This window comes from Microbacterium caowuchunii, from assembly GCF_008727755.1.
Taxonomy (GTDB): Bacteria; Actinomycetota; Actinomycetes; order Actinomycetales; family Microbacteriaceae; genus Microbacterium; species Microbacterium caowuchunii.
Map to the genome: position 1 here is coordinate 252,322 of NZ_CP044231.1, position 17,348 is coordinate 269,669.

18 protein-coding genes are annotated in these 17,348 nt (G+C 70.8%); 16 read left to right on the forward strand and 2 right to left on the reverse strand.

The window, feature by feature from the left end:
* The first annotated feature begins 151 nt into the window (after positions 1-151).
* Positions 152-1,420, forward strand: a complete 1,269-nt coding sequence (locus F6J84_RS01155) for a peptidoglycan DD-metalloendopeptidase family protein (protein WP_420846189.1) — start codon at positions 152-154, stop codon at positions 1,418-1,420.
* Positions 1,421-1,492: 72 nt separating this feature from the next.
* Here F6J84_RS01155 and F6J84_RS01160 read toward each other — a convergent pair whose 3' ends face one another.
* Positions 1,493-2,026: an inorganic diphosphatase gene (locus F6J84_RS01160; protein ID WP_150970708.1), complete on the reverse strand. Its 534-nt coding sequence runs from the start codon at positions 2,024-2,026 to the stop codon at positions 1,493-1,495.
* A gap of 181 nt (positions 2,027-2,207) precedes the next feature.
* Here F6J84_RS01160 and tilS point away from each other — a divergent pair, with 181 nt between their 5' ends.
* The 12 genes from tilS (at position 2,208) to lysS (ending at position 13,279) form a co-directional block, all read left to right on the forward strand.
* Entirely contained in the window at positions 2,208-3,200 is a 993-nt protein-coding gene (gene tilS, locus F6J84_RS01165; protein ID WP_150970710.1) for a tRNA lysidine(34) synthetase TilS, read from the forward strand.
* Between the two features lie 9 nt (positions 3,201-3,209).
* Entirely contained in the window at positions 3,210-3,761 is a 552-nt protein-coding gene (gene hpt / locus F6J84_RS01170) for a hypoxanthine phosphoribosyltransferase (RefSeq protein WP_150970713.1), read from the forward strand.
* A 124-nt stretch (positions 3,762-3,885) separates the two neighbouring features.
* Positions 3,886-5,889 carry an ATP-dependent zinc metalloprotease FtsH gene (ftsH, locus tag F6J84_RS01175; RefSeq protein WP_150970715.1) on the forward strand — a complete coding sequence of 668 codons (2,004 nt, stop codon included), beginning with the start codon at positions 3,886-3,888 and terminating at the stop codon, positions 5,887-5,889.
* A 9-nt stretch (positions 5,890-5,898) separates the two neighbouring features.
* Positions 5,899-6,498, forward strand: coding sequence for a GTP cyclohydrolase I (gene folE, locus F6J84_RS01180; protein WP_150970717.1), 600 nt, complete (start codon positions 5,899-5,901; stop codon positions 6,496-6,498).
* Complete coding sequence (gene folP / locus F6J84_RS01185; RefSeq protein ID WP_150970719.1) at positions 6,486-7,289, forward strand: dihydropteroate synthase; 804 nt, start codon at positions 6,486-6,488, stop codon at positions 7,287-7,289. Before folE ends, folP begins: the two co-directional genes overlap by 13 nt.
* Complete coding sequence (gene folB, locus F6J84_RS01190; RefSeq protein ID WP_150970721.1) at positions 7,286-7,657, forward strand: dihydroneopterin aldolase; 372 nt, start codon at positions 7,286-7,288, stop codon at positions 7,655-7,657. Before folP ends, folB begins: the two co-directional genes overlap by 4 nt.
* Positions 7,654-8,184 carry a 2-amino-4-hydroxy-6-hydroxymethyldihydropteridine diphosphokinase gene (gene folK / locus F6J84_RS01195; protein ID WP_150970723.1) on the forward strand — a complete coding sequence of 177 codons (531 nt, stop codon included), beginning with the start codon at positions 7,654-7,656 and terminating at the stop codon, positions 8,182-8,184. The genes folB and folK overlap by 4 nt, the downstream gene beginning before the upstream one ends.
* On the forward strand, positions 8,181-8,672 hold the full coding sequence (locus tag F6J84_RS01200; protein WP_150970725.1) for a DUF3180 family protein: 492 nt from the start codon (positions 8,181-8,183) through the stop codon (positions 8,670-8,672). The genes folK and F6J84_RS01200 overlap by 4 nt, the downstream gene beginning before the upstream one ends.
* Complete coding sequence (locus tag F6J84_RS01205; RefSeq protein ID WP_150970727.1) at positions 8,620-9,258, forward strand: PH domain-containing protein; 639 nt, start codon at positions 8,620-8,622, stop codon at positions 9,256-9,258. The genes F6J84_RS01200 and F6J84_RS01205 overlap by 53 nt, the downstream gene beginning before the upstream one ends.
* Positions 9,255-10,949: a PH domain-containing protein gene (locus F6J84_RS01210; RefSeq protein ID WP_191905714.1), complete on the forward strand. Its 1,695-nt coding sequence runs from the start codon at positions 9,255-9,257 to the stop codon at positions 10,947-10,949. The genes F6J84_RS01205 and F6J84_RS01210 overlap by 4 nt, the downstream gene beginning before the upstream one ends.
* Positions 10,946-11,662, forward strand: a complete 717-nt coding sequence (locus F6J84_RS01215) for a DUF2520 domain-containing protein (protein WP_150970729.1) — start codon at positions 10,946-10,948, stop codon at positions 11,660-11,662. Before F6J84_RS01210 ends, F6J84_RS01215 begins: the two co-directional genes overlap by 4 nt.
* Before the next feature lie 93 nt (positions 11,663-11,755).
* Positions 11,756-13,279 carry a lysine--tRNA ligase gene (gene lysS, locus F6J84_RS01220; RefSeq protein WP_150970731.1) on the forward strand — a complete coding sequence of 508 codons (1,524 nt, stop codon included), beginning with the start codon at positions 11,756-11,758 and terminating at the stop codon, positions 13,277-13,279.
* Here lysS and F6J84_RS01225 read toward each other — a convergent pair.
* Complete coding sequence (locus tag F6J84_RS01225; protein WP_150970733.1) at positions 13,272-14,387, reverse strand: DUF4192 family protein; 1,116 nt, start codon at positions 14,385-14,387, stop codon at positions 13,272-13,274. The two genes, lysS and F6J84_RS01225, sit on opposite strands and share 8 nt — an antisense overlap.
* Before the next feature lie 103 nt (positions 14,388-14,490).
* Between F6J84_RS01225 and F6J84_RS01230 the strand changes: the two genes are divergently transcribed.
* The 3 genes from F6J84_RS01230 to F6J84_RS01240 all read left to right on the forward strand — a co-directional run bounded on the left by F6J84_RS01230 (position 14,491) and on the right by F6J84_RS01240 (position 17,111).
* On the forward strand, positions 14,491-14,682 hold the full coding sequence (locus tag F6J84_RS01230; protein WP_150970734.1) for a hypothetical protein: 192 nt from the start codon (positions 14,491-14,493) through the stop codon (positions 14,680-14,682).
* Positions 14,683-14,840: 158 nt separating this feature from the next.
* The gene (gene cls, locus F6J84_RS01235) at positions 14,841-16,298 is read left to right on the forward strand and encodes a cardiolipin synthase (RefSeq protein WP_150974621.1); all 1,458 of its coding nucleotides are present in this window, start codon (positions 14,841-14,843) and stop codon (positions 16,296-16,298) included.
* A 105-nt stretch (positions 16,299-16,403) separates the two neighbouring features.
* Positions 16,404-17,111: a hypothetical protein gene (locus F6J84_RS01240; protein WP_150970736.1), complete on the forward strand. Its 708-nt coding sequence runs from the start codon at positions 16,404-16,406 to the stop codon at positions 17,109-17,111.
* Positions 17,112-17,348 lie beyond the last annotated feature (237 nt).

The following is a 17,348-nucleotide window of genomic DNA, read 5'->3' on the forward strand; positions in this document are numbered from 1 at the left end:
GACACCCGAAGAATTCCCGCCGGCGGAGGATTGCGATTGCGCTCCGACGCCTCGTGAGCGTGCGCGCCTCTGGCCAGGCGTGACCCGCCGGGGCGCCCTCGGCGTCGGTGCGCTCGGCGTCGTGGGGCTCGGAGTCGTGGCCGGTCCGCACATGCCGCGGGCCTTCGCCATCGAGGGCTACCCCTCCTGGGATGACGTGCAGCGTGCCAAGAACAACGAGTCGGCGAAGAACTCCGAGATCTCTCGCATCGAGGGACTCATCGCCCAACTGCAGGCTGATGTCGCGAACAAGCAGGCGATCGCGCTGCAGAAGTCGAACGAGTTCTTCGCGGCGCAGCAGGCGTTCTTCGACGCCGCTTTCCGCGCGGACTCGCTGCAGACGCAGGCCGACGCGCAGGCCGCCGCGGCGACCGAAGCGGCCAACAAGGCCGGTCGCGTCGCGAGCCAGCTCTACCGCTCCGGCGGCGACGACACGTCGATGCAGCTGTTCTTCACGGGATCAGCGGCGGGTGCCGACGACCTGCTCGACCGGCTCGGCACCATGGACAAGCTCCTCGAGCGCAACCAGGCGGTGTACGCGGATGCGGTCACCGCGCGCAACGCCGCGGTGGTGCTCACCGATCAGGCCAAGTCGGCGCGCGACGAGCGCGACAAGCTCCAGCAGGCGGCCGAGGTCGCCATGCAGGAGTCGCAGGCGGCAGCGGACGCGGCCCAGGCGGCCCTCGACGCGCAGAACGCGCACCTGAGTGAACTGCAGGCGCAGCTCGCCGCGCTCAAGGACACCACGGCCAAGACCGTCGCCGACTACCAAGCCGGCGTCGCGGAGCAGCGGCGCCGTGAGGAAGAAGAGCGCAAGGCGCGTGAGGCAGCGGCCGCGGCCGCGGCGGCGGAAGCCGCCCGCCGTGCCGCCGAGGAGGCCGCCAAGAACAACCAGGGCGGCGGAGGCGGTGGTGGCGGCGGCGGCGGCGGAGGCGGTGGCGGTGGCGCTCCCGTCAACAACGGCTCCGGATGGGTGCGCCCGACCGCGGGCGGCGTGTCCAGCGAGTACGGGCCGCGGTACTCCCAGTGCGGACCCAGCTATTGCGCCAGCGGCACCCATTACGGCACGGACTTCGGTACCGGATGCTGGGGGAACATCTACGCCGCCGCTGCCGGCACGGTCAGCTATGCCGGCGGCAACGGCGGATACGGGAACTTCGTACGGATCGAGCACGGTGGCGGCGTCGCGACCGGGTATGCGCACATCGTGGGCGGCGGCATCCGCGTCTCGCGTGGACAGTGGGTCAACGCCGGTCAGGTCATCGCGCACGTCGGAAACACGGGGAACTCGTTCGGCTGCCACCTGCACTTCGAGGTCTACGTCAACGGCGGCACGACCAACCCGCGGCACTTCCTCGCGAACCGCGGCGTGTGGATCTAGACCGCCCCTGAAACGAGGAGGAGCGGATGCCGGTCGCCCGGCATCCGCTCCTCGTCTTTCGCAGCGTCTGAGTCAGACGGTCTTGGGGGACTCGCCCTCACCCTGCGTGCGGGTCTCGCCCTCGTGCTCCTCGAAGCGGGTGAACGCCTCGGAGACGAGACGTTCGGCCTCGGCCGCGTCGCCCCAGGCGTCGACCTTGACCCACTTGCCGGGCTCGAGGTCCTTGTAGTGCTCGAAGAAGTGGTTGATCTCGCCCTTGGTCCACTCGTCGATGTCGCCGACGTCCTGGATGTGCGCCCAGCGCGGGTCCTTGGCGAGCACCGCCACGACCTTGTCGTCGCCGCCGGCCTCGTCGCTCATCTTCAGGACGGCGACGGGGCGCACCTTGGCCATCACACCGGGGTAGATCTCCCGGTCGAGCAGGACCATGACGTCGAGCGGGTCGCCGTCCTCGCCCAGTGTGTTCTCGAAGAACCCGTAGTTGCTGGGGTATCCCATCGGGGTGAACAGGACGCGGTCGAGGAAGACCCGACCCGTGCCGTGGTCGACCTCGTACTTGACGCGGCTGCCGCGCGGGATCTCGATGACGGCGTCGTATGCGCCCATACGTGTGCTCCTTCGGAGGTTCGGTGGATTCCGCGCACCAGCCTAGCCGCGTGACCCGGGCGGCACCGGTGCCGTTCGGCCGTCGCGCGGCGCACAACTCCTGCAGATCGGGGGAGGGGGCCGCCGCGGGCGGCGGAGCCGGGCCGATTGCAGGAGTTGTGCGCCGCGCTACGGTGGGAGCATGCGTCCGAAGCTGGATCCTGCGGTCGCCGAGACCCGCCGAGCCGTACGGCCGGCCCTCGAGGGCCACACCACCGTCCTGATCGCCTTCTCGGGCGGGGCGGACTCGCTCGCGCTCGCTGCCGCGGTCGCCTTCGAGGCGGAGAAGGCCGCCGTCCGGGCGATCGCCGTCACGGTCGACCACGGGCTCCAGCCCGGTTCCGTCGCCGTCGCGGCCGAAGCGGCGGAGACGGCGCGGAGGCTCGGGCTCGAGGCCCACATCGTCGCCGTGGAGGTCGGCGACGAGGGAGGCCCGGAGGCCGCCGCGCGCGCGGCGCGCTACGAGGCCCTCCGCGACGCCGCCTACGACTACACCGCCTCCGCGGTGCTGCTCGGCCACACGCTCGACGATCAGGCGGAGACCGTGCTGCTCGGCCTCGCCCGGGGATCCGGTGCCGCGAGCCTGGCCGGGATGGCGCCCATCGTCGACGAGGACGAGATCGCCTGGACGCGTCCGCTCCTCGGCGTCCGGCGGGCCACCACCGAGGCGGCGTGCGCCGCGCAGGGTCTGACCCCCTGGCACGACCCGCACAACGAGGACCCGCAGTACGCCCGGGTCCGCACCCGCACCAGGGTGCTCCCGGTGCTGGAAGCGGAGCTCGGACCGGGCGTCGCGGAGGCGCTCGCGCGCACCGCCGAACAGCTGCGCGAGGACGCCGAGGCGTTCGCGGAGATGATCGACGAGACGATCGAGGACATCGTCGAGCCCGCCGAGGCGGGCATCGCGGTATCGGTCCCCGCGCTCGCGGCCAACCCCGCGGCGCTGCGCAACCGCATCATCCGCCACGTCGTCGCCAGCGAGTTCCACGTGTCGCTGAGCCGGACCCAGACCCTGGAGGTCGCGCGGCTCGTCACCGACTGGCGCGGCCAGGGTCCCATCGACCTGCCGGGCTGCCGCGCACACCGCGAGGGGCCCAGGATCGTCTTCACCTCGGCCACAGTTCCGGGCTCGTAGACTCAACCCATGCGCGCAGCCGATCTTGCGGACGACCTCACCACTGTCCTGGCCACGGAGGAGGAGATCCTCGCGAAGCTCGACGAGATCGCGGCACAGGTGGCCGACGACTACAAGGGCAAGGATCTCGTGCTCGTCGGCGTCCTGAAGGGCGCGATCATGGTGATGGCCGATTTCTCCCGCGCCCTGCCGCTCCTCGCCCCGATGGACTGGATGGCGGTCTCCTCCTACGGCACGGGAACCCGCTCGAGCGGTGTCGTGCAGATCCGCAAGGACCTCGACACCGACATCCACGACAAGCACGTCCTGATCGTCGAGGACATCATCGACTCGGGACTCACCCTGAGCTGGCTGCTGGAGAACTTCGCCGCGCGCGGCGCCGCCTCCGTCGAGGTGTTCGCCCTCTTCCGCAAGCCCGAGGCCGCGAAGGTCGAGGTCGACTGCCGTTACGTCGGATTCGACATTCCGAACGAGTTCGTCGTGGGCTACGGACTCGACTACGCGGAGCGCTACCGCAACCTCCGCGACGTCGCCGTCCTCGCGCCGCACGTCTACTCCTGAGCGCCCGCCCGGGCTGTACGCCGTGGGCGAATGCACAGACGGGTCATAGATGGCTCGCGCTACCCTGTAACGACCGTCCGGCAGGCGGTTCGTTGACGAAAGGGCCGGGGTCCGTCCCCGCACAATGGACTTCAAGAAGATCACCCGCAATCCTCTTTTGTATGTGCTCCTGATCGGGCTCTTCCTCATCGTGGGCTTTTCCCTGATCTCCAGCCTCGGCGGCGCCAAGCAGATCACCACGCAGCAGGGTCTGGAGCTGCTCTCCGGGAACACGGTCACGGAGGTCACCAACACGGATGGCGACCAGCGCGTCGACATGAAGCTGTCGAGCCCCTACGAGGGCGCCAACGACGTCCAGTTCTATTACGTGGGTGCCCGCGCCGACGAGGTCGTCAGCGCGGTCGACGCGGCCAACCCCTCGGACGGCTTCAACGACGTGGTGCCGCGCGCGACGTGGTTCGACGGCCTGCTCTCCCTGATGCTGCCGATCCTGCTGCTCGGCCTCATCTTCTGGTTCCTCATCTCCTCCGCCCAGGGCGGCGGCAACAAGGTCATGCAGTTCGGGAAGTCCCGCGCGAAGCTCGTCTCGAAGGAGACGCCGACCGTGACCTTCCAGGACGTCGCCGGTGCCGACGAGGCCATCGAGGAGATGCAGGAGATCAAGGACTTCCTGAAGGACCCGACCAAGTTCCAGGCCCTCGGTGCCCGCATCCCCAAGGGCGTGCTGCTGTACGGCCCTCCCGGAACCGGTAAGACGCTCCTCGCCCGCGCTGTCGCGGGTGAGGCGGGGGTCCCCTTCTACTCCATCTCCGGTTCCGACTTCGTCGAGATGTTCGTCGGCGTGGGCGCCAGCCGCGTGCGCGACCTGTTCAACCAGGCGAAGGAGAACGCTCCGGCGATCATCTTCATCGACGAGATCGACGCGGTCGGCCGTCACCGCGGCGCCGGCATGGGCGGCGGGCACGACGAGCGCGAGCAGACGCTGAACCAGATGCTCGTCGAGATGGACGGCTTCGACCCGAAGGTCAACGTCATCGTGATCGCGGCGACGAACCGCCCCGACATCCTCGACCCGGCGCTGCTGCGTCCCGGACGCTTCGACCGTCAGATCGGCGTGGATGCGCCGGATCTCAAGGGTCGCCAGAAGATCCTCGAGGTGCACGGGCGCGGCAAGCCCCTGGCCGACTCGGTCGACCTCGAGGTGGTCGCGCGGAAGACCCCCGGATTCACCGGTGCGGACCTCGCGAACGTGCTGAACGAGGCGGCGTTGCTCACGGCGCGCTCCGACGCTCAGCTCATCGACAACCGCGCGCTGGACGAGGCGATCGACCGCGTCATCGCCGGCCCCCAGCGCCGGACCCGCGTGATGAAGGACAAGGAGCGGCTCATCACCGCGTACCACGAGGGCGGCCACGCTCTCGCTGCGGCGGCGATGAACTACACCGACCCCGTCACGAAGGTCACCATCCTGCCGCGCGGCAAGGCGCTCGGGTACACGATGGTGCTGCCGCTCGACGACAAGTACTCCGTCACCCGCAACGAGCTCCAGGACCAGCTGACCTACGCCATGGGCGGACGCGTCGCCGAGGAGATCGTCTTCCACGACCCGACGACCGGTGCCTCGAACGACATCGAGAAGGCGACCAACATCGCTCGCAAGATGGTCACCGAGTACGGCATGACGACGGATGTGGGACCGGTGAAGCTCGGGGGCAGCTCGGGGGAGATGTTCCTCGGCCGCGACATGGGCCATGGCCGGGACTACTCGGAGCGCATCGCCGAGCGCGTCGACGCTCAGGTGCGTGCCCTCATCGAGCAGGCGCACAACGAGGCGTACCGGGTGCTCAACGACAACCGTGACGTCCTCGACCGGCTCGCTCTCCTCCTGCTCGAGAAGGAGACGCTCGATCACCTGGAGCTCGCCGAGATCTTCAAGGACATCCGTCGTCTGCCCGAGCGCCCGCAGTGGCTGTCCAGCTCCGAACGCCCGGTGTCTGAGGTGCCGCCGGTGCAGGTGCCGCGCCGCACCATGCCGGTCGGTGCCGTCGCGCAGGAGGAAGCGGAGTCGGCGGCCGAGGAGGCTCCTGCCCGTCGTCCTGCGGGACAGGCGCGCCCCGCGACCGCGTAGGCTCGGCCAATGGCCGTGGACCGGGAACGTGTCGCCGCACTCGTGCGCGAGATGCTCGACGCGATCGGTGAGGACCCCGACCGGCCGGGGCTGAAGCAGACGCCGCAGCGCGTGGCCGACACCTTCGCAGAGTTCTTCGCCGGTGTCGGCGAGGACCCCGCGGCCGCTCTGGCCCACACCATCTCGGTCTCCCGCGGTCCCGCCCCTGAGACGCTGCCATCCGGCGCCGTGATGGTCCGCGACATCCGATTCCGGTCGATCTGCGAGCACCATCTGCTGCCGTTCCGCGGCCGCGCGCACATCGCGTACCTCCCGGGCGAGCAGGTGGTCGGCTTCGGCGCCCTGCCGCGCGTGGTGGACGTGCTCGCCGCCCGGCCGCAGGTTCAGGAGCGGCTGGGCGAGCAGATCGCCGACACGATCGCCGGCGCGCTCGACGCCCGCGGGGTCCTCGTCATCCTGCAGGCGCAGCACGAGTGCATGACGATGCGCGGCGGCCGGCAGCCGGACGCCGATACGCTGACCATCGCCGCCCGCGGCGAGCTCTCCGAGCCCGCGGCGCGCGCCGAGATCATCGCACTCCTGACCGGAAGGACAGAATGGCCTGTCTGATCATGGGCATCGTCAACGTCACGCCCGACTCGTTCAGCGACGGCGGACGCCATGCGGATCCCGAATCCGCCGTCGCCCACGGGCTGCGCCTGCGGGAGCAGGGAGCGGCGATCCTCGACGTCGGCGGCGAATCGACCCGGCCGGGATCCGCTCGCGTCTCGGTCGAGGAGGAGCAGGAACGCGTCATCCCGGTCGTGTACGCCCTCGCCGAGCTCGGTGCGGTGGTCAGCATCGACACCATGAACGCGAGTACCGCGTCCGCCGCCATCGCGGCGGGTGCGCGCATCGTCAACGACGTGTCCGGGGGTCTCGCGGATCCCGACCTGCTGCCGGTCGTGGCGGAGTCCCGCGCCGACATCGTCCTGGGGCACTGGCGCGGTCATTCGGACCGGATGTACGCGCAGGCGGAGTACCGGGACATCACCCGCGAGGTCGTCGGTGAGCTGCGCGAGCGGTTGTCCGCCGCTGCCGCCGCGGGCATCGCGCCCTCCCGCGTGATCCTGGATCCCGGGATCGGTTTCGCCAAGCGCGGCGCCCAGAACTGGGAGCTGCTGCGCGGACTCCCGCACCTGGTCGGCGCAGGCGCTCGCGTGCTGGTCGGCACGAGCCGGAAGCGCTTCCTGGCCGACGTACTCGGGGAGGACGCGTCGGAGGAACGGCGCGACCTGGCGACGGCCGTCACGAGCGTCCTGTCCGCGCAGGCCGGCGCCTGGGCGGTGCGCGTGCACGACGTGCCGACCACGCGCGACGCGCTGCGGGTGGCCGAGGCATGGAAGAGCGGCGCGGCATGAGCGGTGACAGGATCACGATCACGGGCCTGCGGGGATTCGGCTTCCACGGGGTCTATCCCGAGGAGAAGCGCGAGGGCCAGGAGTTCGTCGTCGACGTCACGATGACCGTGGATCTGCGGCCCGCCGCCGCGAGCGACGACGTCGCCGACACCGTCCACTACGGCGAGGTCGCCGATGACGTGGTCGCCGAGATCGAACAGCGCCCGGTCGACCTGATCGAGACGCTCGCCGGACGGATCGCGGATGTCGTGCTCGCCCGCCCCCTGGTGCGTGCGGTCGCCGTCACCGTGCACAAGCCCTCCGCCCCCATCACCGTGCCGTTCACCGACGTGTCGGTGACGGTCGAACGCACCCGGGAGGACCGGTGAACCGTCGTCTCGCGCAGGGCATCCAGGTGACCGAACCGCACCCCGGACCGGCGGTGCAGGCGGTCGTAGCCCTCGGATCCAACCTCGGTGACCGGGTCACGCTCCTGAACGCCGCCATCGCCGACCTCGGCCGCCTGCCCCTGACCTCCGGTGTGCACGTCGCCACCCCGATCGAGACGGTCGCCGTCCGTCCCGATGGACCGGATGCGGATGCGCCGGCGTACCTGAACACGGTCGCCCTCATCTCCACCCGGCTGGCCCCCTCCATCCTGCTGTCGTACCTGCACGCGATCGAGGACCGGCACGGACGCGAACGGCGGGAGCGCTGGGGTGACCGGACCCTGGACCTCGACCTCATCGTGTACGGCGATCTCCGGGTCGACACGCCGCGGCTGACCGTCCCGCATCCCCGTGCCGCCGAGCGTCCGTTCGTGCTCGATCCGTGGCTGGAACTCGACCCGGACGCCGTCATACCGGGGCTCGGCCGGGTCGACGCCCTGCGCGCACAGCTGGAGCAGGACCGATGAAGCGCACGAGTCCTGCGGTCCTGGCCACCGCCGCCGTCCTGGGCGCGGGCCTCGGCTTCGCCATCGACCAGGCGCTCACCGCGTCCGGGAACGCGACCTTCACCCCGACGGCGACGCTGCCCATCCTGCTCGCCCTGCTCGGGGGACTCGTGCTCGCCCTCGCCATCCCCATCCGGCGAGCCACGCGCGGGCCGGTTCGGACACCGATCGATCCGTTCCGCGCCGTCCGGGTCGCGATGCTCTCGAAGGCCGCGAGCATCGTGGGAGCGGCCGTCGGCGGGCTCTCGGTGGGCCTCCTGATCTTCCTGCTCACCCGCCCCGTGGTCCCCTCGGTAAGCTCGATGGGGGCGGTCATCGCAACCGTGGCGGCGTGCGCGCTACTCACGGCCTGCGCGCTCGTCGCCGAGAATCTCTGCACCATCCGGAAGGACGACGATGACGACCAACCCGGAACCGGAGAAGCCGCCGGCGACACCCTCGCCCACTGAGACGGCCCAGGGCCCGGTGATCTCGGAGGTCCCCGAGCGCACCGCATCCGCCGCGGACTCCACGCTGGACGTCGGCACGTTCTCCACGATCCCTGAGCCGCGTCGGCCGGGTCTCGTCATCGGTGACGGGACATGGCACCAGCTCGCCCGTCCCTATCTCGTGGTGCAGCTGATCTCCACGGCGCTGTGGCTGGTGCTCGTCGCGGTCGCTGCGACCGTCCTTTCCCTCGCGACCGGCGTGGTCTGGGTGTGGATCCCCGCCTCCGTCCTGCTCGTGGTGTTCGCCGTCACCCTCGCGATCACGCCCCGCCAGGTGCGCTCCTTCGGCTACCGGCTCCGCGAGAACGACCTCGTGCTGCGCCGGGGCATCCTCTTCCAGCGCGTGGTCGCCGTGCCCTATGGGCGGATGCAGCTGGTCGACATCACTCACGGCCCTCTCGACCGCGCCTTCGGGATCGCACAGCTCAAGCTCGTCACCGCCGCGGCGGCCACGGCGGTCGCCCTCCCCGGGCTGACCCAGGCCGCCGCCGAGGAACTCCGGGACGCCCTGATCGAGGTCGCCGAGACGCGTCGGACCGGACTGTGAGCACGCCCCCGCTCGCCGCGCGATCGCCACTCAGTGACGGCGAATGGCACCGGCCCCATCCGCTGACCCCGCTGCTGCGCGGCGGGCTCTTCCTCGTGGTGGTCGTGGGCATCGTGATCGCCAACCTGCGGGACCGCCTGGTGGACATCTTCCTGCCCTGGTTCCTGCCGGACGAGGATGCCGAGCGCCCGCGGGACCCGCTCGACTACATCCTGAGCCATGACCTGGTGCTCCTCGCGCTGCTGGCGGTCCTCGGAGCGGTCCTGGTGCTCGTCGCCCTGTTCTGGCTGTCCTGGCGGTTCCACACGTTCCGGATCACCGGGGACGACGTCGAGGTGCGCAGCGGCGTCGTCTTCCGCACCCATCGCCGTGCGCCGCTCGACCGCGTGCAGGGGGTGAACCTCACCCGCCCGCTCGTGGCGCGCCTGCTCGGCCTCGCGAAGCTCGAGGTGGTCGGAGCGGGTCTCGACGCCAACGTCCGGCTCGAGTACCTGTCGACGCCCGCCGCGGAGGCGGTCCGCGCCGACATCCTCCAGCTCGCGTCGGGCAGGGAACTCGGCGCGGCGGTCACGTCCGCCGCGGGAGCCCGCACCTGGGCGGGTGGCGCGGCCGACACGATCGCGGACGGCGTGACCGGGATCGTCATGGGCGTCGAGGAGCCGGCCGAACCCGAGTCGGTCGTCCACATCCCGCCCGGCCGGCTCATCGGGTCCGTCGTGCTCAGCAGCACGACCATCGTCATCCTGGCCGCCGTGGCGGCGATGATCGTGGGTGCTTCGGTGGGTACGCCGTGGATCCTCATCGGTCTGTTCCCGATGGTCCTGGCGTTCGGGGCGTACACCATCCGGTCCGTGACGCGCGCGTTGCGGTACGCGATCGCCCCCACCGACCACGGAGTACGGATCGTGTTCGGCCTGTTCACGACCGTGACCGAGATCCTCCCGCCGGGACGTGTGCACGCCGTGCAGGTACGGCAGCCGTTGCTGTGGCGCCGGGCGGGATGGTGGACCGTCACGATCAACCGGCTATCCGGGACACGGTCCGGACAGCAGGCGTCGGAGGCGTTCACCAAGGTGCTGCCCGTGGGCACCCGCGCGGACGCGGAACGCGTGGTCGATCTGCTGCTGCCGTGGCTGACCGCCGAGCAGCGCGACCTCGTCTTCGCCCGCGGTGTGCTGGCGGAACCGGGCGACGACCCCTTCACGACCACGCCCGCGGCGCGCTGGTTCCTGCGACCGGTCTCCTGGCGTCGGAACGGCTTCCGGATGACGCCGGACGCCCTGTTCCTCCGTCGCGGCCGCATCCTCCGCTCCCTCGCGATCGTCCCGCTGGCACGCATGCAGAGCATCGCCGTGCACCAGGGCCCGATCGAGCGGATGCTGGAGGTGGCGACCGTCCGCGCGCACACCGTCACGGGCACCGTCTACACCGGCATCGGGGCGATCGAGCGGCTCGATGCGTTGGCGCTGTTCGCCGAGGCCGAGGCGGGCGCCATCGCGAGCTCGGCACGGGATCGCACGCACCGCTGGTACGCGGCCGAGCAGGAGCAGGAACAGGAGCAGGAGCAGGAGCAGGAGCAGGAGCAGGGGCGGGAGCCGGACGGCGGGACCGCCGACGTGCCCGTCGCGGTGACGCCGGAGCGCCCGGACCCGGTGGACCTGACGTCGCCGGGAAGGACGGAGACACGATGAGCCGCGACGGACGGCTGGGAGTCGGGATCATCGGTGCGGGCAAGGTCGGCCCCATCGTGGGCGCCGCACTCGCCGGTGCCGGACACGCCCTCACCGGCATCACCTCGGGTTCGGACGACGACCGGGTCGAGGCGATCCTGCCCGGTGTGCCCGTGCTCGAGGCGCCGGAGGTCGTCCGGCGCAGCGAACTGGTCGTCCTGGCCGTCCCGCACGAAGAGCTGCCCGGTCTCGTGGCGGGGCTCGCCGAGCTCGGGGCATGGCAGGTCGGTCAGCTCGTCCTGCATGTGGACGCCGCCTACGGCACCGACGTGCTGACCCCCGCCGCGGCGCGGGGCGCCATCCCGCTCGCCGTCCACCCGGCGATCACGTTCACGGGCACGAGCATCGACCTGCGGCAGCTGCCCGCCTCGTACGCCGCCGTCACCGCGCCCGCCGCGGTGCTCCCGATCGCCCAGGCGCTCGCCGTCGAGATGGGCTGCGAGCCGGTGGTGGTCGCCGAGGGCGACCGGCCCGCCTACGCGGAGGCGATCGCCATCGCGACCCAGTTCGCCCGCTCGATCGTGCAGCAGGCCACCGGCATCCTCGGCGGGATCGGCGTGGAGAACCCGGGCGGCTACCTCTCGGCGCTCGTCCGTTCGACGGTCGACGACGCGCTGACCCGCGCCTCGCCGCACGGCGGGACCCCGGAGCTTCCCGACGACCCGCTCGGGTGACGCGCGGCATCCGCGGGCTCTCCGCATCCGCGCCCGCGGGGCGGGGCATGCGCCGCGGATAGACTGGGCGGTGACTTCCGAGGAGCCCCCACGATGACCGAATCGCCTGATTCCGCCGCGCCCGCCGAGATGACCGATGAGGACGTCTTCGAGCAGAAGGCGGTGCGCCTGGCCAAGCGCGAGCGTCTGATCGCGGAGCGCACGGATGCCGCCGGTGGCGCCTACCCCGTCTCGCTGCCGATCACCGACACCATCCCGGCCCTGCGCGAACGCTACGCGGGTCTCGAGGCGGGCGAGGAGACCGGCGTCAGCGCCGGTGTCGCCGGGCGCGTCGTGTTCAGCCGCAACACCGGGAAGCTCTGCTTCGCGAGCCTGCAGTCGGGCGACGGCAGCCGCATCCAGGCCATGGTCTCGCTCGCGGCCGTCGGGGAGGAGTCCCTGCAGCGCTGGAAGGATCTCGTCGATCTCGGCGACCACGTGTTCGTCAGCGGTGAGGTCATCTCCAGCCGCCGTGGTGAGCTCTCGATCATGGTGTCCGACTGGGCGATCGCCTCGAAGGCACTGCTGCCGCTGCCGAACATGTACACCGAGCTGAGCGAGGAGAGCCGGGTGCGTTCCCGCTTCCTCGACCTCATCGTCCGCGATCAGGCGCGCGCCACGGTGCGGGCCCGCGCGGCGGTCAACGCGAGTCTGCGCCGGACCTTCAGCGAGCACGACTTCATCGAGGTCGAGACCCCCATGCTGCAGGTGCAGCACGGTGGCGCGTCCGCGCGGCCCTTCGTCACCCACTCGAACGCGTTCGACGCGGAGCTGTACCTGCGCATCGCGCCGGAGCTGTACCTGAAGCGCGCCGTCGTCGGCGGGCTCGACCGGGTCTTCGAGATCAACCGCAACTTCCGCAACGAGGGTGCCGACTCGACGCACAGCCCCGAGTTCGCGATGCTCGAGGCGTACCAGTCGTACACCGACTACAACGGCATCGCCGACCTGACGCAGGAGCTCATCCAGAACGCCGCCATCGCGGTGTCCGGCTCGACCGATGTCGTCTGGGCGGACGGCACCGTGTACGACCTCGGCGGTGACTGGGACCGCATCTCGATGTACGACTCGCTCTCCGCGGCGTGCGGACGCACGATCACGCCGCAGACCCCGCTCGAGGAACTGCGCGCGTTCGCCGCGGAGTCCGGCGTGGACGAGCCGCCGCACGCGACGCACGGTAAGTACGTCGAGGAGCTGTGGGAGCACTTCGTCAAGCGCGATCTGACGCGTCCCACCTTCGTCATGGACTTCCCGATCGACACGAGCCCCCTGGTCCGGGAGCACCGGTCGATCCCCGGGGTCGTGGAGAAGTGGGACCTGTACGTGCGCGGCTTCGAGCTGGCCACCGGATACTCCGAGCTGATCGACCCGGTCATCCAGCGGGAACGCTTCGTCGAGCAGGCCAAGCTCGCCGCGCGCGGCGATGTCGAGGCCATGCGGATCGACGAGGAATTCCTGCGCGCCATGGAGCACGGCATGCCGCCGATGGGCGGGATGGGGATGGGCATCGACCGACTGCTGATGGCGATCACCGGTCTCGGCATCCGCGAGACGATCCTCTTCCCGCTGGTCAAGTAGTTCCGTCCCGGCGGGGTCGGAAGGCCCAGTCAGGCAGATGGCCCGCCTGCACCATCGACAGCACGATGCGGCTCAGGCCGTGCTCGGGGTCGATCTCGCAGGCCCAGGAGGCGTACCGTTCCGCGTGCGTCGACCGGCCCAGGGCCCAGGCGATCCAGGCACAGACCGACAGCGGCCCCGGCCGGACGTCCCGCGGTGCGACGGCGGCGAGTCGCCGGGTGACCTCCAGCGCGGTCCTCAGCCGTTCGCCGTCCGGGCGTTCCCCCTCGCCCATCATCCGTTCGGCGAGCGAGGCCGGATACTCGTGGCCGCCCTCCCATCGCAACTGGGCGTCGAGGGCGGCGTCGCCGGCATCCAGCCCGTCCAGCCATGCCGTCAGCCCGATGTCGCGCAGTGAGGGCCGGGCGAGGCACCAGATGAGCGCCGCCTGGTCGTAGGGGTCGTCCGGCGGCTCTTCCAGCGCCTCCTCGAACAGCGCGGGCAGATCGTCGAGCGCGCACGCCGCCACGAAGGCGGCGGGATCGATCCGGTCGTCCGACCCCGCGGCGGAGCCGTCGCAGCAGACCGCGATCGCGCGCTGCACCTGCTGGAGCGCTCGTCCCACCCGCTCGCGGGCGGCGAGATCTGCCCGCGGGAGCTCTGCGCCGGCGAGGTGGTCCGGATGCAGCGGGTTCTCGGCGAGGGCCTGCGGGGGCGGCGCCGGGAGCCCGGCCAGGGGAGCGACGGGGTGGGGCCCCGGCCCGTACCGGGTCCACGCGTCCGTCCCCACGCAGAGGAGGTCCATCAGACGCAGGCCGCACCGCTCGGCGGCGGTCTCCAGCGCCGCGGCGAGCTCCCGGCGCGGGGGTGGGGCGAGCTCCGCCGCATCGCAGTAGACGATCGCCAGGACCGCGTCCACGGGGGAGACCCGGCAGGCGAGCCCCATGGCGGTGGAGGCGAAGCCGACGGGATCGGCGTCCTCCGGGGGCAGGTCGAACCGCATGCCGCCGAGGCTGCGGCCGTCGGCGAACGGCACCAGCACGACGCTCCGGCTCGGGGTGAAGCCCAGCAGGTGCGGGGCCAGGGCGAGGAACTCCGCGGCATCCGCGGCCTTGATGATGGTGGTCATGTCCCGAGCGTGCTCGCGCGGCGGCGGCCGTGACCGAGTCCACAGGCGGTCCGAGCGGAACTCTCCCAGGGGAGGACAGGTCGCAGGGGATTAGGATGGAGTCATGGAGAGCTACTGGGTCGCGGTGCTGTGGGCGATCCTGCCGACCATCGTCGTCACCCTGGCGTTCTTCTACATCTTCCGCTCGATCGTGCGCATGGACCGCACCGAGCGCAAGGTCTACGCGCGGATCGAGGCCGAGGAACGCGCCAAGCGCGGGATGCCGTCGCCTGCATCCGCTCCTGCCGACCGCTGACGCTCCGGGCCGGCGCCGCCTCTCCGGTCGACCGCATCCGCTCCGGCTCAGCGCCGCCACCGTCGACGCGTACTGCGCCGCCACCGCAGCCGTCGTCCCGCTTCCAGCCTCCCTGCCCGATACGCTGATCGAGTTGCCCGGGAGGCCGAGTGTTCCAGATCGATTTCGATGATCCGTGGTGGCTGCTGGCCGTCTTCGTGTTCGACGCCACCATCCGCATCGCGGCGATCATCATCGTGCCCCGGAACCGCCGCCCGACCGCGGCGATGGCCTGGCTGCTGGCGATCTACTTCATCCCCATCATCGGGGTCTTCCTCTTCCTGCTGATCGGCACGCCGCGGCTCCCGCGCGTCCGGCGGCGCCGGCAACGCGCGGTGAACGAGTACATCCAGGAGACGACCAGAGGGCTCGACTTCGGGACGCTCCGGCCGGATGCACCCGGCTGGTTCACGTCGCTCGTGACGCTCAACCGCAACCTGGGGGCCATGCCGATCTCCGGTGACAACGACGCGCACCTCATCTCCGACTACCAGGAGAGCCTGGACGCGATGGCCGACGCCATCCGCCATGCCGAGGCCTACGTGCACGTCGAGTTCTACATCCTGCAGTCGGACGCCTCGACCGACAACTTCTTCCGCGCGATGGAGGAGGCCGCGGCCCGCGGCGTCAGCGTGCGGGTGCTGCTGGACCACTGGGCCAACCGCGGCAAGCCCTACTACCGTCGGACGCTGAAGCGGCTCGACGCGATGGGCGCGAAGTGGAGGCTCATGCTGCCGGTGCAGCCGCTGCGCGGCAAGTACCAGCGGCCGGACCTGCGCAACCACCGCAAGCTCCTCGTGGTGGACGGCCAGGTGGCCTTCATGGGGTCGCAGAACGTCACGGACTCCACCTACAACCTGCGCAAGAACATCAAGCGCGGCCTGCACTGGGTCGACCTGATGGTGCGGCTGGAGGGCCCGGTCGTCGGCAGCGTGGATGCCGTCTTCCTCTCGGACTGGTACAGCGAGACCGACGAGATCCTGAGCGAAGAGGTGCGGCAGTACGACCTGAACCGGTCCACCGGCGATCTCGACTGCCAGATCGTGCCGTCCGGACCCGGGTTCGAGTTCGAGAACAACCTGCGCCTGTTCATCGGCCTGCTCTACGCGGCGAAGCGACGCATCTCGGTCGTCAGCCCCTACTTCGTCCCGGACGAGGCGATCCTCCTCGCGATCACCACGGCATGTCACCGCGGCGTCGAGGTCGAGCTGTTCGTCTCCGAGGAGGGCGATCAGGCCCTCGTCTACCATGCGCAGCGCAGCTACTACGAGGCGCTGCTCCGCGCCGGCGTGCGGATCTGGATGTATCGGCGTCCCTACATCCTGCACACCAAGGCGTTCACGATCGACGACGAGGTCGCCGTCATCGGCTCGAGCAACATGGACATGCGCTCCTTCGGTCTGAACATGGAGATCACGCTCATGATCCGGGGCGGTGAGTTCGTCGAGGAGATGCGCGAGGTCGAGGACAAGTACCGCAGCCTCAGCCGAGAGCTCACCCTCGACGAGTGGTTGCAGCAGCCGCTGCGCTCGACCGTGCTGGACAACCTGGCCCGGCTGACCTCCGCCCTGCAGTGAACCGCACGGTCCACGCGTGACCGTGCCGTGACCAGCCCTTCGGCGGACGCGCAGGCGTTTTGCGACATGATGTGGGGAAGACATGGATCGCGGAGGGGCGTACACATGAGTCGACGGGGATGGGCGATGGCGGGCATGGCTCTGGCGGCAGCGGTGGCGCTGTCGGGCTGTGCCGGGACGAGCGGTGGGACGCCCACGGTGATCGACGACCTCGAGGTCGAGGCCGCGTGGGTGGACAACGGGCGGATGATCGCCCTCGTCACCTGGGGGAGCTCGACTTGCGCACCGATCGCGGAGGAGGGTGTGCTCGAGCAGGACGGCGTGCTGAGCGTGACCCTGCTGGATCCGCCTCCGGTCGGCGAGGAGACGGAGCGGGCCTGCACCGCCGACATGGCGCCGCGGGCGACGCTCGTGGGCCTTCCGGAGGGGATCGACCCGGCACAGGACCTCGACGTGCGCGTGACGTACGCATCCGCCGTCGGTGACACCGAACTCGACGGCGTCCCGGGGCTCGCCGCCCCCACGACTCCGACGGACTACGAGCCCAGCGCCGGCTGGGTGGAGGAGGGCCTCTTCGCGGTCGTGACCTGGGGCTCCTCGTCCTGTGCGCCCGTGGTCGAGGACGTCCAGGCATCCGCGGAGAAGGAGGTCACGCTGACCTTCGCCACGCCGCCCGCCGATCGGATCTGCACGATGGACATGGCGCCGCGGGTGGCGCTCGCCGCCGTGGACGGTCTCGCGGACGACGACGGCGTCGAGCTGGTGTTGCAGGGCGACACCTTCTCCGGCGTCCGCATCCCCATCCTGGGCTGAGGGCGGTCGTCGAGCGGAGGAGATTCGGCGGGCGGAGGACCGGACCCGCCCTCTCCCTCCTCCCCTCGCGAGATCTCCTCCGCTCGCGCTGCGGGGGATGCGCCGGTTCGCGCAAGGCCGGATGGCGTCCGTGCGCCCAGGGCGAACACGCGCCTCCTGCCCGCCGCGGCTGGTTAGCCTCGATATACAGCGCCAGAGCTGCGCCCGATGTACGGCGCCGGAGTGCGCCCGGAGGAG

Excerpts from the sequence above, each read along its gene's own strand:
- ftsH (WP_150970715.1), top strand. The coding sequence starts at position 3,886 with ATGGACTTCAAGAAGATCACCCGCAATCCTCTTTTGTATGTGCTCCTG.
- F6J84_RS01160 (WP_150970708.1), bottom strand. The coding sequence starts at position 2,026 with ATGGGCGCATACGACGCCGTCATCGAGATCCCGCGCGGCAGCCGCGTC.
- F6J84_RS01230 (WP_150970734.1), top strand. The coding sequence starts at position 14,491 with ATGGAGAGCTACTGGGTCGCGGTGCTGTGGGCGATCCTGCCGACCATC.
- F6J84_RS01215 (WP_150970729.1), top strand. The coding sequence starts at position 10,946 with ATGAGCCGCGACGGACGGCTGGGAGTCGGGATCATCGGTGCGGGCAAG.
- F6J84_RS01155 (WP_420846189.1), top strand. The coding sequence starts at position 152 with ATGCCGCGGGCCTTCGCCATCGAGGGCTACCCCTCCTGGGATGACGTG.
- folB (WP_150970721.1), top strand. The coding sequence starts at position 7,286 with ATGAGCGGTGACAGGATCACGATCACGGGCCTGCGGGGATTCGGCTTC.
- tilS (WP_150970710.1), top strand. The coding sequence starts at position 2,208 with ATGCGTCCGAAGCTGGATCCTGCGGTCGCCGAGACCCGCCGAGCCGTA.
- folP (WP_150970719.1), top strand. The coding sequence starts at position 6,486 with ATGGCCTGTCTGATCATGGGCATCGTCAACGTCACGCCCGACTCGTTC.
- folE (WP_150970717.1), top strand. The coding sequence starts at position 5,899 with ATGGCCGTGGACCGGGAACGTGTCGCCGCACTCGTGCGCGAGATGCTC.
- hpt (WP_150970713.1), top strand. The coding sequence starts at position 3,210 with ATGCGCGCAGCCGATCTTGCGGACGACCTCACCACTGTCCTGGCCACG.
- F6J84_RS01240 (WP_150970736.1), top strand. The coding sequence starts at position 16,404 with ATGAGTCGACGGGGATGGGCGATGGCGGGCATGGCTCTGGCGGCAGCG.
- F6J84_RS01225 (WP_150970733.1), bottom strand. The coding sequence starts at position 14,387 with ATGACCACCATCATCAAGGCCGCGGATGCCGCGGAGTTCCTCGCCCTG.
- F6J84_RS01200 (WP_150970725.1), top strand. The coding sequence starts at position 8,181 with ATGAAGCGCACGAGTCCTGCGGTCCTGGCCACCGCCGCCGTCCTGGGC.
- lysS (WP_150970731.1), top strand. The coding sequence starts at position 11,756 with ATGACCGAATCGCCTGATTCCGCCGCGCCCGCCGAGATGACCGATGAG.
- F6J84_RS01205 (WP_150970727.1), top strand. The coding sequence starts at position 8,620 with ATGACGACCAACCCGGAACCGGAGAAGCCGCCGGCGACACCCTCGCCC.